This window comes from Lactobacillus sp. wkB8, assembly GCF_000761135.1.
Taxonomy (GTDB): Bacteria; Bacillota; Bacilli; order Lactobacillales; family Lactobacillaceae; genus Lactobacillus; species Lactobacillus helsingborgensis.
On the sequence record NZ_CP009531.1, the window covers coordinates 1,148,444 to 1,161,802 of the forward strand.

The 13,359-nt window shown below is 36.3% G+C and carries 14 protein-coding genes; 2 read left to right on the plus strand and 12 right to left on the minus strand.

The window, feature by feature from the left end:
- Positions 1–4 precede the first annotated feature (4 nt).
- The gene (locus tag LACWKB8_RS05355) at positions 5–364 is read right to left on the minus strand and encodes a MerR family transcriptional regulator (RefSeq protein ID WP_038523021.1); all 360 of its coding nucleotides are present in this window, start codon (positions 362–364) and stop codon (positions 5–7) included.
- Positions 365–424: 60 nt separating this feature from the next.
- Between LACWKB8_RS05355 and LACWKB8_RS05360 the strand changes: the two genes are divergently transcribed.
- Positions 425–724: a hypothetical protein gene (locus tag LACWKB8_RS05360; protein WP_038523024.1), complete on the plus strand. Its 300-nt coding sequence runs from the start codon at positions 425–427 to the stop codon at positions 722–724.
- Positions 725–941: 217 nt separating this feature from the next.
- On the opposite strand, the gene LACWKB8_RS05365 is transcribed toward LACWKB8_RS05360, so the two are convergent.
- From LACWKB8_RS05365 to ylxM, 7 genes are all read right to left on the minus strand, one after another.
- A complete protein-coding gene (locus LACWKB8_RS05365) occupies positions 942–1,706 on the minus strand; it encodes a nucleoside phosphorylase (protein ID WP_038523027.1) in 765 nt (254 codons plus the stop codon).
- Positions 1,707–1,807: 101 nt separating this feature from the next.
- A complete protein-coding gene (gene rplS, locus LACWKB8_RS05370; RefSeq protein ID WP_038523030.1) occupies positions 1,808–2,155 on the minus strand; it encodes a 50S ribosomal protein L19 in 348 nt (115 codons plus the stop codon).
- Positions 2,156–2,272: 117 nt separating this feature from the next.
- The gene (gene trmD, locus LACWKB8_RS05375) at positions 2,273–2,998 is read right to left on the minus strand and encodes a tRNA (guanosine(37)-N1)-methyltransferase TrmD (protein WP_038523033.1); all 726 of its coding nucleotides are present in this window, start codon (positions 2,996–2,998) and stop codon (positions 2,273–2,275) included.
- Positions 2,988–3,503 (minus strand): ribosome maturation factor RimM, encoded by a 516-nt coding sequence (gene rimM / locus LACWKB8_RS05380; RefSeq protein WP_038523036.1) that lies wholly within the window; start codon positions 3,501–3,503, stop codon positions 2,988–2,990. Before rimM ends, trmD begins: the two co-directional genes overlap by 11 nt.
- A 64-nt stretch (positions 3,504–3,567) precedes the next feature.
- Positions 3,568–3,840, minus strand: coding sequence for a 30S ribosomal protein S16 (gene rpsP / locus LACWKB8_RS05385; RefSeq protein ID WP_038523039.1), 273 nt, complete (start codon positions 3,838–3,840; stop codon positions 3,568–3,570).
- Between the two features lie 85 nt (positions 3,841–3,925).
- Positions 3,926–5,353: a signal recognition particle protein gene (ffh, locus tag LACWKB8_RS05390; RefSeq protein ID WP_038523041.1), complete on the minus strand. Its 1,428-nt coding sequence runs from the start codon at positions 5,351–5,353 to the stop codon at positions 3,926–3,928.
- 4 nt (positions 5,354–5,357) lie between these two features.
- The gene (gene ylxM, locus LACWKB8_RS05395) at positions 5,358–5,699 is read right to left on the minus strand and encodes a YlxM family DNA-binding protein (protein ID WP_038523044.1); all 342 of its coding nucleotides are present in this window, start codon (positions 5,697–5,699) and stop codon (positions 5,358–5,360) included.
- Positions 5,700–6,078: 379 nt separating this feature from the next.
- On the opposite strand from ylxM, the gene LACWKB8_RS05400 reads away from it, so the two are divergent.
- Positions 6,079–7,512: an APC family permease gene (locus tag LACWKB8_RS05400; protein ID WP_038523046.1), complete on the plus strand. Its 1,434-nt coding sequence runs from the start codon at positions 6,079–6,081 to the stop codon at positions 7,510–7,512.
- Between the two features lie 46 nt (positions 7,513–7,558).
- Here the strand turns inward: LACWKB8_RS05400 and LACWKB8_RS05405 are convergent, their stop codons facing one another.
- The 4 genes from LACWKB8_RS05405 to LACWKB8_RS05420 form a co-directional block, all read right to left on the minus strand.
- Positions 7,559–9,040 (minus strand): glycoside hydrolase family 1 protein, encoded by a 1,482-nt coding sequence (locus tag LACWKB8_RS05405; protein ID WP_038523049.1) that lies wholly within the window; start codon positions 9,038–9,040, stop codon positions 7,559–7,561.
- Between the two features lie 8 nt (positions 9,041–9,048).
- Positions 9,049–10,932, minus strand: a complete 1,884-nt coding sequence (locus LACWKB8_RS05410) for a beta-glucoside-specific PTS transporter subunit IIABC (protein ID WP_038523052.1) — start codon at positions 10,930–10,932, stop codon at positions 9,049–9,051.
- Positions 10,910–11,782, minus strand: a complete 873-nt coding sequence (locus LACWKB8_RS05415; protein ID WP_038523055.1) for a PRD domain-containing protein — start codon at positions 11,780–11,782, stop codon at positions 10,910–10,912. The genes LACWKB8_RS05410 and LACWKB8_RS05415 overlap by 23 nt, the downstream gene beginning before the upstream one ends.
- 144 nt (positions 11,783–11,926) lie before the next feature.
- Positions 11,927–13,351 (minus strand): C69 family dipeptidase, encoded by a 1,425-nt coding sequence (locus LACWKB8_RS05420; RefSeq protein ID WP_038523058.1) that lies wholly within the window; start codon positions 13,349–13,351, stop codon positions 11,927–11,929.
- Positions 13,352–13,359: the final 8 nt, after the last annotated feature.

The window sequence follows — 13,359 nt, forward strand, 5'->3', positions numbered from 1 at the left end:
TGATTCAATAGTGCTTTTTTTTCTGTAAAATTTCTCCTACTTCTCCCAGTACCTTTTTCTGCATTTTTAATTTGTTAATTTTGGCAGATATAGTAGTGATTTTTTCTGCAATCAATTTTAAGTTTTGCTTACGCTGCTTTTCAGTACTACACGATTCATCGTGTAGTTTTTTTATTTCCTTAATTTCTTGCAGTGAAAAACCCAAGTCTTGAAACTCTTTTACTGCTTCAAAAATATCACATTCGTTTTCAGTAAACCAATAGTTTCTTCCCTTACGAGCAGGAGTTAATAAGTTTAAGTAGATATAATGTCTAACTGTATCACGTGTAGTATTTTCCTTTTGGATAAATTCTTTCAAATACATAATTATCCCCTTGATGTAGGGTCGACCCCAGATGATTAAATTTTAGCAGGAGGTATTAAAATGTCATATCTAACAATCTCTTTAACTATTATCTATGGTGCTCTTATGATTAGCGCCAGCTTTCTGCTAATCACTAGTCTACCAATTTGGTTGATCATGATTAACGTTTTGTTTGCAATAGGCGTTATTTCTGGATGTATTCTAAAGATACCACTTTTAACTACTATATTTCTAGTAGCACTTTTACTTACCGCTTTAGCAAATGGTTTTTCTCTCCATCACCAAATTACTTGGATTCACTGGTTCATAAGACTCATTTTAACCGTAGCCTTAATCTGGCTAAATTTAAGGTTTCTCTAAGCTAGCAAGTATCTTTTAGTCATTTTTATGACTATCTTAAAACGGCTTAAAATACTCTTACAAAAGGAAAAAATTAACTTTCCACAAGCAATGCTATATTTGCTTTCACAAATTTTTATAAGTAAAAACGTTGATTATTAGGCATGTATTTAGATACCTTGTGAATTATGTGGCTGTTTCACCTTGGTTCCACAGTAGTATTTTTTCACAAACTTGGTCAAATTTCACTAATGATATTAGCAGCTAAACTAATTGCTGCTTCATGAGCATCCCTGCCCCAGCCTCTTTCTTCATGCTTTTTTACATCTTTAAGAGAATCTGCTGTAAATAATATTTGTGCAAAGTCGACCCCTCTAAATTGTGCACAAGCAGCGAGCGCTGCACATTCCATTTCAACACATGAGGCGCCCAGTGCTTTAGCCTGTTTTACTTTCTTGGCAGTTTCTCTAAAAAAACCATCAGTAGTCCACGTAGTTACTTCTTTAACCGTAAAACCATTTCCGTTCATTAGCTTTTTTGTTTTGTCTAAAAATGCAGATTCTAATGCGACAAATGTTCCTGGTTTTAAATAATGAAATGACGTACCTTCGTCTCTTATGGCTTTTATAGGCACGAGAAAATAATTTTCTGGTAAATCAACCAAACAACCTGCTGAGCCAGTTGCTAAAATCTGTTTAACACCGTAACCTATTAACCAATCTAACAGTTGCACAGCGGCCGCGGCCCCCATTTTAGCCTGACAAAGGGTAAACTTTGCTCCATCTAAATCAACTTCATAAATGGGAGTTTTTCCTTCAAAACATTCAAAAAATCCCACTTGTTTATGAGGGTGACAAGCTAAAAATTGATTGATTGCAGCTGTAGTTAAAAATGCAAACAGCAATTTAGGTTGAAAATGAAAGTGATTAATTTCTTTTTCGTGCTCTGGTTCTAAAACTGCATTTGGACTAGTATCAAAATTTAATAAAAATGGTTCATTCATAATTCTACCCTCCATAAAAAATATTTTGCTGAAGATTTTAACATAAACAAAAAAGAGAATCATCCCTTTATGGAATGATTCTCTTTTACTTAAGCGTTAATTTAACGACGCTTTTCTGCAATTCTAGCAGACTTGCCGTGACGATCACGTAAGTAGTAAAGTTTAGCACGACGTACACGACCGTGACGCAATACTTCAACCTTGGCAACACGTGGATCGTTTACTGGAAAAGTACGCTCAACACCAACACCAGATGCGATCTTACGTACAGTGTAGCTGGCACCAATACCAGTTCCCTTACGCTTGATAACTACGCCTTCAAACATCTGAATACGTTCATGTGAGCCTTCAACAACACGAACATGAACACGAACTGTGTCCCCTGCACGAAAGTCAGGAATATCGTCACGTAATTGTTCTTTGGTTAATTCTTGAATTAATGGATCCATTTTTATTTTCTCCTTCTGCGGCATTCATTCACGTCATTTACGTCAGCGGAATACCCCTAACTAGTAGTGCAAAATAAATTCACACTTCAGTTATACTAGCAAAATTAACAGCTAAAATCAAGTTTGATCTTCTTCCTGCTTTATTTGTGCCAGCATTTTTTCTTCTTCTTTACTCAAAGTATAGTTTTTAAGCAAATCTGGGCGATACAAATAAGTTGCCCGCAAAGCTTCCTTATGCCGCCACTGAGCAATTTTTTGGTGATTGCCAGACGTTAAAACAGCAGGGACTTTCATACCTTCAAAATCATCAGGTCTAGTATATTGGGGATATTCCAGCAAACCGTGAGCAAAGCTTTCTTCCACCGGTGAGGCATTATTGCCTAAAATTCCCGGTATCAATCTAACTGTTGCATCAATCATACTCATTGTCGGTAATTCCCCACCCGTTAGGACATAATCTCCGATTGAAACAATTTCATCAGCTAAATCATAAATGCGCTGGTCGAAACCTTCATAGTGACCACAAATAAATGTGAGATTTTCTGCTTGAGACCACTTTTGGGCCATTTTTTGATTAAAAGTTTTACCCTGCGGCGCGGTAATGATTACTTTGCCTTTATTCCTAACTGAGTCGAGTGCCTTTTTGATCGGCATAATTTGCAAGACCATGCCTGCTCCGCCACCATAAGGACTATCATCAACGTGATGGTGAACATCAGTGGTAAAATCACGAAAATTGACTAAGTTGAGCTGCCATTTACCATCCTCAAGACCACGCCCGAGCATTGAAGTCGTCAGCGGAGTAAACATATCCGGAAAAAGCGTCAATACGTTAATCTTCATTGCGTAATCCTTCCAAGAGTTCTACAAAAACTTTTTTATGTTCAACATCTATTTTTTTAACAACTTGATCTATATAGGGAACTAAATATTCATTACCGTTTTCTTCGGTAATTTCCCAGACATCGTTCGCACCAGGAGTTTCAATACCAGTTATTTGACCCAAATTACCCCCCGATTGATTATCTATCACATCACAGCCCAATATATCGCGATAATAATAAGATCCTGCAGGCAGTTCATGTTGATTTTGTTCGCTGACAACCAAAATTTTACCAATTAACTTTTCAGCACTATTAATATCGGTAATTTCATTAAATTGTATCAGCCAAAATTGCTTAAAGGGTCTGCTTTTTCTGACTGTTAAAACCGTTTCGGGATCATTTTTGATAGCTAACTTTTTATTCAAGTCAAACCGTTCTTCAGGAAAATCGGTTATTAACGCAACTTTTACTTCCCCTTTAAGTCCGTGAGTAGACAATATCCGTGCAACATCATAAAATTGCATAATTTCTCCTAGTCAAAGAAAAAAGTTTGAAGTAGTCAACTTCAAACTTTTAACAAACGATTCACTATTTATTGAATTTGGAATCATGCAGTTTCTTCATTAAGCCTGCACCTGAAAGAAGTGAACGTACAGTATCTGAAGGTTGTGCACCTTTCTTCAACCATTCAAAAATCTTGTCTTCGTCTAATTTCAATTCCTTAGGAACAGAAACTGGGTTATAGTAACCAACTTCTTCAATAAAACGACCATCACGTGGCATTCTTGAATCAGCGACAACGATTCTATAAAATGGCTTTCTCTTAGCACCCATGCGGCGCATACGAATTTTTACTGACATAAATTTATTCCTCCTAAAAGTTACGTTAAATAATATAGCACTTATTTTTTTAGGTGTAAAGTGTTTTTACTTAACAGGTAATTTTTTATGAGTGATACCTCTTGACCTTCATCCGTTTTTTCTTATTTTTCTTAAATTTCTTCCCCATGTGACGCATAGCCATTCGTCCCATAGGAGAATTCATCCCCGGTAGATTGTCCATTCCTTTAAAATTACCCTTGGTAATTTTGCTCATCATATCGCGTGCCTGTTTAAATTGCTTAATCATTCTGTTGACTTCAACTACCGGTCGTCCAGAACCCGCTGCAATTCTTCTTCTACGGCTGGGATTAAGTAATTCAGGGTTTTCACGTTCTTCTTTTGTCATAGAAGAAATAATGGCTTTAACATAAACAATCTGTTTTTTATCAAAATTGGCATTTTTAAGTTGCGGATTGTTCGCCATTCCAGGAATCATCTTCATTAATTGATCAAGAGGGCCCATTTTTTCAACTTGTTCCAGTTGATCGACAAAGTCGTTGAAATCGAAAGTATTTTCCTTCATCTTTTCAGCAACTTCTTCAGCCTTTTTGGCATCATAATCTTGTTGAGCTTTTTCGATCAAAGTCAGCATGTCACCCATGCCCAAGATTCTTGATGCCATGCGGTCAGGGTAGAACTGTTCTAAATCTGTTAGTTTTTCACCCTGCCCAGTATAAATAATCGGTTTACCAGTCACTGCCCTAATTGATAAAGCAGCACCACCACGGGTATCACCATCAAGTTTAGTTAAAATGACACCAGTAATATCTAAACGGCTATCAAATCCTTGGGCAACATCTGTTGCAGCTTGACCAGTCATGGCATCTACTACCAATAAAATGTTATCTGGCTGCGCCACCTTTTTAACTTGCTCAAGTTCCGCCATTAGCGGTTCATCGATTTCCAGACGACCGGCCGTATCGATAATGACATAATCATTTTTGTTTGTTTCAGCTTGCCGCAAACCATTTTGAACAATTTGAGCCACATCTTTTTGGTCCTTTTCGCTATAAACCGGAACTTTTAATTGGTCGCCAATTTGCTGCAACTGGTCAATAGCAGCAGGACGGTATATATCTCCTGCGATTAATAAAGGGCGGGCTTTTTCTTTTTGCATTAATAGGTTGGCTAGCTTACCGACAGTAGTTGTTTTACCAGTACCTTGAAGTCCCACCATCATAATTACGGTTGGAATGTGCTTAGACTTATTTAAAGTTACGGCACTATCACCCATCATCTTAGTCAATTCATCATTGACAATTTTAATAACCTGCTGACCGGGATTAAGACTTTCTTGGACTTCTTTTCCTAGTGCTTCCTGCTTAATTTTCTTAATAAAGTCTTTCACAACTTTAAAATTGACGTCGGCTTCAAGCAATGCAAGTCTTATTTCACGACTGGCACTGTTGATATCGTCTTCTGATATTTTTCCTTTACCGGTTAAATTTTTTAAGGCCTTTTGAATCCTCTCACTTAAATTTTCAAATGCCATATATTTATTCTCCCCTTAGTTGTTTTAATAGATTAGTGGACAGCTCCAAAGCCTCATTTGGATTGTCTTTTTTTATTGCGGATATAACATGGTCTAAATTAAGCTCTATTTTATTGTAATCACGCTTCATATGTAAATTATCTTCGTAATTTTTTAAAAGTTTACGGCAGCGACGTAAATTATCGTAGACTGCCTGTCGAGAAACATGATGGTTGGCAGCTATTTCTCCTAAAGATAAATCATTATAATAATAATCCTCAAAATAATTTTGTTGGCTTCTGGTTAAAAGACGACCATAGTATGCGTATAGGTCACCTAAAATTTCATTTTTTTCGAGTTCGTTCATTACTCTCACCTTGAACCAGTATAGCAAAAATGTTGGTAATTGACGATCTTGAAAACCGGATTTTAAGTATGCAAAAGACACAAGTCCTTGCTTTTCACTATAAAAATTTGTATCATGGTTTTTAATGAATTTTTTGGATATTTATATAGCGATTATAAATTGAGTTATTCTTAAAATTTATCAAAAAGTTGGTACGAAAATTATTAATTTAAGTACCACTTTTTTTATTGAAATTGTTAATTTGCAAAAAATGTTAGTTCTGATCTTTTAATTTATATTAAAAAAGTTCACACCCTAGTCACTTACTGTGTGAACTTTTTGCTGGTTCGCTGATAAATTAATTTGTAAATTAAACACTAAACTTTAAGGAGCATAAACAGTGAATTTATGGGAAAAAATGAACCGTAAAGAAGATCCTGGCATTTATCAGGAAAAAGACGGTCATTTAGTTAGAACACTTAAAGTGCGTGATTTTTTGGCGCTTGGTGTAGGGACTATAGTTTCAACTTCAATTTTTACTTTACCAGGTGAAGTTGCAGCTTTACATACTGGACCTGCGGTGGCTATTTCATGTGTCATAGCATCAATTGTAGCTGGTTTAGTTGCATTTGCTTATGCCGAAATGGCTGCGGCGATGCCTTTTGCTGGTTCCGTATATTCTTGGATTAACGTGATTTTTGGAGAATTTTGGGGTTGGTTTTCCGGCTGGGCCCTATTAGCTGAATATTTAATTGGAATGGCCTTTATTAGTTCAGGCTTGTCAGCTAATCTGCGTGCATTAATTGCACCGCTTGGTTGGAAATTACCAGCTGCCTTAGCTAATCCATTAGGTGTCAATGGTGGTTTAGTTGATTTAGTGGCATTAATAGCAATTTTACTGGCCGCATTTTTAGTCAGTTTTGGTGTTTCAAAAGCCTCTCGCGTAGAAAATGTGTTAGTAGTAGTCAAAGTTTTAGCAATATTGCTTTTTGTTATTGTGGGCTTGACAGTTGTTAAAAAAGCTAATTTTATTCCATTTATTCCTCATTACCGCGCAACCGCAAACGGACCGTTTGGTGGCTGGCAAGGTATTTACGCTGGGGTTTCCATGATTTATATTTCATTTTTAGGATTTGATACCATAGCGTCTAACTCAGCAGAAGCTGTTAATCCTCAAAAAACACTGCCAAAAGGAATTATTGGCTCATTGTTCATTGCTGTGGCTTTATTTGTGGCAGTAAGCTTAGTTCTGGTTGGCATGGTACCTTATCAACAATACCTAAACTCGGCTGAGCCAGTTGGTTATGCTTTGAGAAAAACCGGTTTTACTCACATTGCTACTATTGTGCAATCAATCGCAATTTTAGGTATGTTTACGGCCTTAATTGGGCTTTGTATGGCAAGCTCACGTTTAGTTTACTCACTTGGACGTGATGGCATGTTACCTAAACAACTGGGTAAGTTAAATCGTGAACATCGCCCAGCCAATTCGTTATGGACCATCGCCATTGTTTCAATCATTATCTCGTCTTTTATACCATTTACATTCCTAACACAATTAGTTTCTGCCGGAACTTTAATTGCCTTTATGTTCGTGTCAATTGGGATTTACCGTTTAAGACCGCGAGAAGGAAAAGACATCGTTGATCCAGCATTCAAAATGCCTTGGTACCCTGTTTTACCGCTTTTAGCATTTTTAGGTTCATTAGCTGTATTTTGGGGCCTAGACCTTCAAGCTAAGAAATACATGCTAATTTGGTCAATTATTGGCATTATTATTTATTTGGTTTATGGCATGCGCCATTCAACTATGAACAATAAAATTGAGAAATAAGAAAAGCCTGGGGCCTCCCAGGCTTTTTATTTAAGTAAAAATTGTCCTATTCAAAAAACTTTTTGGGTATCTGTCGATCATAAGATAATAAATCTTTGTACCAATAAAAAGAATCCTTTTTATATCGCTGATACGTTCCCTTGCCGTCATCATCGAGATCAACGTAAACTAGACCATAACGTTTAGACATTTGAGTAGTTGAAGCTGAAACCATATCAGTTGTACCCCACATTAAATAACCCATTAATTCAATGCCATCATTATTAACTGATTCAAGCATTTGTGCAATATGTTTTTTCAAGTAATCTATGCGATACTCATCGTGAACCCTTTGGTCTTCAGTCAATGTATCTTTAGCACCTAGCCCATTTTCAACTATAAACAAGGGCTTTTGGTATCTATCATATAAATTAATCAATGTTAATCTTAAACCGATTGGGTCAATTTGCCAGCCCCATTCACTTACAGGGAGATATTTGTTAAACACTCCTGCAGTCCTATTAGCCTTAGTGACTTTGAGTCCGTCAGTATTATAAGCAGTACAAACAGAAGAATAGTATGAAAAAGCAACAAAATCTGCTGTGCCCTTGGCAATGGTCTCTAAATCCTGCTTCGTCATTTTTACATCAAGTTGTAAATTCTTTATTTTCTGCAATAAAACAGGAGGATATTGACCTCGTATCTGCACGTCGCTAAAATTCAAACTTTCCCGCATCACAGCTGTAGCCTGCAACATATTTTGCGGATCACTATTATAAGGGTAAACCATCGTACTAGTGATCATACTGCCAACCATCAGGTCAGAATAATTTTCATGAATGTAACTTGTAATCGCTGCAGAAGCAGTAATTTGATTATGCAGAGCCTGATAAATTACCTCTTGAAAATTTTTATGAGGAAACCTGTCTTCAACTAAGCCCCCAGAAGAATATGGGTGGCGCAAAATACTATCTATTTCGTTGATGGGTATCCAGTATTTTATCAACCCATGATAGCGATCAATGACTAATTTAGCGAATTTAACGAAATAATCAGCAACTTTTTTATCGTACCAAGCATTATATTTTAATACTAATTGCAGTGGCATTTCATAATGGGACAAAGTGATTATAGGTTGAATTTTTAAAGCCTGCATCTTAGCAAATAAATGGTCGTAAAATTTTAAGCCATCTAAATTGGGTTCTTTTTCGTCACCTTGAGGAAAAATTCTACTCCAGGCAATTGAAGTTCTCAAAGCACTGATTCCTGTTTGTTTTAAAAGGGTGAGGTCGCTGTCATAACGATGATAAAAATCTACCCCATGTCTTTTACCGTAAGCAGCCGTGTTTTTATCTGCCATTGCTGTTTGAATATCACTAGTCGTTATTTGGTTTACTTTTTGATAATCATTTGGGTCTTTAGCTGAATCGTACTTTTCAACATCTGCAATTGAAAAACCTTTTCCACCCTCATTCCAGGCTCCTTCAACTTGATTTGCTGAAGTTGCCAAGCCCCAAATAAAATTTGGGGGAACATTATAATAATCCATATTCTCTCCTAAACTAGTAACATGACGTTGTCGTTATCCGATACATTTTTCTTTGCTGCGTCTTTATCTATTATTGGTAATACTTGCAAAAAGTCTTTAGTATTGGTTACAACCATTAAAACCGTGGGATCATAACCCGCTTTTTTTATTTCAGCAATATTAAATCTAATCAGCTCTTGTCCTTCTTTAACCTCGTCTCCCTTTTTGACAAATTGCTCAAAGCCGCGACCTTTTAATTCAACCGTATCTATGCCAATGTGAATTAGAACATCTGCGTTATTTTTTAAATGCAATCCAATCGCGTGTTGACTTTCAAAAACAGCGCTAACTACTCCATCAGCAGGTGCAACAATGCGACCTTCTTCTGGTATTATAGCAATGCCTTTTCCCATCACGTTGCTCGAAAATGTCGGATCGCTAACTTGTGTAATGTCTTCTAGTTTTCCTTTAACAGGTGCTTTTAAGTTAAAACTTGGATGACGTTGAGAATTAACCTTATCTTGTTTACTTTCTACCTGCTCTGTCTGAACCGGGTCATCAAAACCGATTAGCCAGGTAGCTATGAAAGTGACAATACTGGCAACTATCATAATAATGATTGCCTGTATGACAAAGTTTTCAGTCTTAGAAACCCACATTGGTAAACTTAAAATAGCGGGAGTAACATAAATAAATGCTTTTAACTTCAAGAAACTAGCTACTAAGCCGGCAATTGCTCCTCCAATCATTGCGCCATACATTGGCTTTTTTAGCTTAAGGTTAACACCAAATAATGCCGGTTCTGTTATACCACCTAAAAAGGCTGTCGCACTTGACGAAAGGGCAAGAGATTTTAACTTTTTATCTTTGCTTTTTAAGCCAACTGCAAGTGAAGCTGCCGCTTGTGAGATATTAGAACAAAGCGCAACGACACGAATAATCGGATCAAAACCCTGTTCAGCCACTAATTGAATACTAATAGGCGATAAAGCTTTATGAATACCAACTGAAACCAACCATGGATATGCGGCAGCTAAAATAGGAATTGCTATGAAGCCGGCATTACGGAATAACCACATTGAAATAAACGCAATACCTTGAGAAATCCAGTTTGAAAGTGGACCAATAAATAAAAATACTAAGGGAGCAGTAAGTAACATCGTCAGCATTGGTTCCATGAAAACTTTAACCATACCTGGTGTGATTTTCCTAACAAACCTATAAATGTACGACATTATCCATACAGACAGAATTGCAGTGATTAAAGTCGAAGAATATTGAATTAGTGGCACTTGCAACCCTAAAAACTTAAATGGCTTATTTGCTGTTACGATGCCCACCCAATTAGGATTGACGGTAACTAAACCGATGAATGCACCTAGCATACTATCCGTTTTAAATATTTTTGCGGCAGAAAAGCCAACATAAGCTGGGATAAAATAATATCCCGTATCAAAAATCAAATTTAAAAGTTGGTATGTTTGACTTTTATCAGACATTACATGAGTAATTGTCAAAATCAAGAGTAAGACCTTACCCATACCAGCCCCCGCTAATAAAGGTATAGCAGGGGCAATCGAACCAGTAATCGCACTGATAATTGCATCAAAGATACTTACTTTTTTCTTCTCACCACTTGGATTTTCAGCATTGGATTGAGAGTCTTCCAGCTTAATATCACTTGCAAGTTGGTCGTATACTTCTCCCACATTATTTCCTATTACAAATTGGAATTGTCCTCCTTTTTGTATTACTTGCAGGACACCGTCAATCTTTTCGGCTTGTTCGGGATTCGCTTTTTGATCATTTTTCAAAACAAACCGCAGTCTAGTTGAACAGTGGACCACAGATTGAATATTATCTGCACCTCCAATTGCAGCTAAAATTTCTTTAATCATCTCTTCGTATTTCATTCTTTTTCTCCGTTTCTGAAGTTATTTTGTTTATGTGAATGGCTAAATACATTACTTCTTCGTTGCTAAGATCATAATTGTATGTCTTAGTGATATATTCTTTGATCTTCAAAGCACATTTATAAGCGGCAACATCACTGTTTTTTATGACCTCAAGAATTTCACTACTCAAGTCACCAAAAGATTTTTTATCCTTTTGATAGACCATATATTTCCAAAAAAATTTTAAATGTATTACGAACCGGTTATAACTTAAAGATTGATAATCAATATTTATCTTAAAGTAATAACGAACTATTTTGGTAATTTCCTTAATAAAATCAACTGATTTCTTGAAATCACTAATATCGTTACCTAACTCTCCACTAATAATATGAACGGCGATAAAACCGGCTTCATCTTCTGGAAAATTTAACTTAAACTGCTTATTTAATAACTTTAAAGCCCAAATTCCATATCTATACTCTTTCGGATAATAATTCTGAATTTCCCACAGAAAACTATTGCTTAAATAAAGTCCCTTCTTTCCCCTTTCTACGCTGGTTGCCAAATGATCAGTCAAAGTAATATAAACACTGTCTGCGAGCTCTATCCCTTCTTCCCTTTTTAACCTATCAACAATTTTTTGTGCAATTTGAAAAAAGATGGGATCTGTTTCGTGAATCGTTTGCAATAAAACTTTTCTTTGTTCGTCACTTACCGGAGAAAAAATTTTATAAACTTTGTCTTTAGGAATGGTATCTCCTACTTTTTTGCCAAAAGCAATCCCTTTTCCCAAGACAACAATTTCTGCCCCATTTTTATTAGTGGTCACTACTCCGCCGTTATTCAGTATTTTTTTAATAATCATTTTCATTCCCTTTTGACAAAAAAAGACTCACTCATCCTCAGATTAAGGATAAGTGAGTCTTGCGCCACATTGTAGCTAACAAATCCACTCTTATTCACTTGCCATATTAATAATATCGCTTTCATGAATTATGTTCAAGTTTTTTTAGAGATTTTCATCCATATTAAAGGTTAATTTAGACATATTGATTGAGTCAATCATCATTTGTGCCCACAATTTTTCTGACCGTTTGCGAGTATAAGTCACTGTTTCTTGATTAGCCTTAGTCAAATATGAAGTCAATTCATCACCAGTTTTGCCTTGAGCTTGAGCAATCACATCTTCTACACGCCTGCGATAGTATTGGTTAAGTTCATTTAAATAGTCAGTATCTAATTGCACAAATTGTGGGTAATGACTTTCTACTAAAACAGCCAAAGATTTATAATACCACCAAGCATCATCAAGATTATATTCCATAGAAGTATTGTTGTATGAAGGATCAGTGTCATTCATATTGGCAAAAAATGGCACAAAAGGTGTGAATGTAGGTCCGCCGATACATAACCACATGATTGCAGCCTTATCACTTTCAACATCGTTTCTTATCTGTAAAATATGTGAATTTTGCGTTCTATTCAATCCTATAGGACGGAAACGATGTTTTTCTTCTTCTGTTCCTTTGCCAAAGGGATCATAAGGTGTGTTTTGGTAATGGCTACCAAGCACAAATTCAATGTCTTCTCTGGTAATTTTCTTAGCTGCTCGACGAATAAATGGCAAATCTCCGTCAGTAGGATCTTGCTCAATTTCAGGATTAAAATATTTTTGACCGTACCACACGCGGTTAGTATTATAAAATCGATCTTGCTGACTATAGGTACCAAAAATATGGCGGAAATTCCAACCCTGGTGATCAACGTTTAAATGATGTTGCGCCACAAACTCTTGAATGCCTTCACTCCACATAAAGTTGTCTGAATCATCAAAGTCCACTTGTTCAATTGATACACGGTTAGCAGCTATGGCATAAGCATCATCTGGAATACGCTGTGCCACCCAATGATGACCGGTAACGATTTCCATGTACCAAATTTCATCCTTATCACCAAAAAGGACTGAATTACCTGCTGGTGAGCCATATTTGGCAATTAGTTTACCTAAATATTCAACACCATTTCTGGCGGAGTGAATATAAGGTAAAACAACAGACTGCATACAATCCTCATCAAGACCGTCTTTTACTAGTGGATCAAAAGCAAGCGCACGTTCATTACCGTATGTTGATTCAGTACATGACATTGCCACGTTTTCTTTATTAATACCACTTTCATCGTAATATCCACGGTTTTTGTAATCAACATTTGGTACAGCCGGAACAGCTTGAGCATTTTCAGGCAAGTCTAGTTCAAACTTATTCAACCAAGACTTAATTTTACGACCTGACTCATTTTTAGCAGCAGGTCTGATGATAAATTTTTGCGGTGTAATGGGACGAAAAGTATCATCATTACGAGCAATCATGGTCGAACCATCAATCGAAGCTTTTTTGCCAACTAAAATAGTAGTACACGCACTGTATTCTTTCATTAATATCT

Coding starts and splice junctions, on each gene's coding strand:
- LACWKB8_RS05355 (WP_038523021.1), bottom strand. CDS start 364: ATGTATTTGAAAGAATTTATCCAAAAGGAAAATACTACACGTGATACA.
- LACWKB8_RS05360 (WP_038523024.1), top strand. CDS start 425: ATGTCATATCTAACAATCTCTTTAACTATTATCTATGGTGCTCTTATG.
- LACWKB8_RS05365 (WP_038523027.1), bottom strand. CDS start 1,706: ATGAATGAACCATTTTTATTAAATTTTGATACTAGTCCAAATGCAGTT.
- rplS (WP_038523030.1), bottom strand. CDS start 2,155: ATGGATCCATTAATTCAAGAATTAACCAAAGAACAATTACGTGACGAT.
- trmD (WP_038523033.1), bottom strand. CDS start 2,998: ATGAAGATTAACGTATTGACGCTTTTTCCGGATATGTTTACTCCGCTG.
- rimM (WP_038523036.1), bottom strand. CDS start 3,503: ATGCAATTTTATGATGTTGCACGGATATTGTCTACTCACGGACTTAAA.
- rpsP (WP_038523039.1), bottom strand. CDS start 3,840: ATGTCAGTAAAAATTCGTATGCGCCGCATGGGTGCTAAGAGAAAGCCA.
- ffh (WP_038523041.1), bottom strand. CDS start 5,353: ATGGCATTTGAAAATTTAAGTGAGAGGATTCAAAAGGCCTTAAAAAAT.
- ylxM (WP_038523044.1), bottom strand. CDS start 5,699: ATGAACGAACTCGAAAAAAATGAAATTTTAGGTGACCTATACGCATAC.
- LACWKB8_RS05405 (WP_038523049.1), bottom strand. CDS start 9,040: ATGGATTATTATAATGTTCCCCCAAATTTTATTTGGGGCTTGGCAACT.
- LACWKB8_RS05410 (WP_038523052.1), bottom strand. CDS start 10,932: ATGAAATACGAAGAGATGATTAAAGAAATTTTAGCTGCAATTGGAGGT.
- LACWKB8_RS05415 (WP_038523055.1), bottom strand. CDS start 11,782: ATGATTATTAAAAAAATACTGAATAACGGCGGAGTAGTGACCACTAAT.
- LACWKB8_RS05420 (WP_038523058.1), bottom strand. CDS start 13,351: ATGAAAGAATACAGTGCGTGTACTACTATTTTAGTTGGCAAAAAAGCT.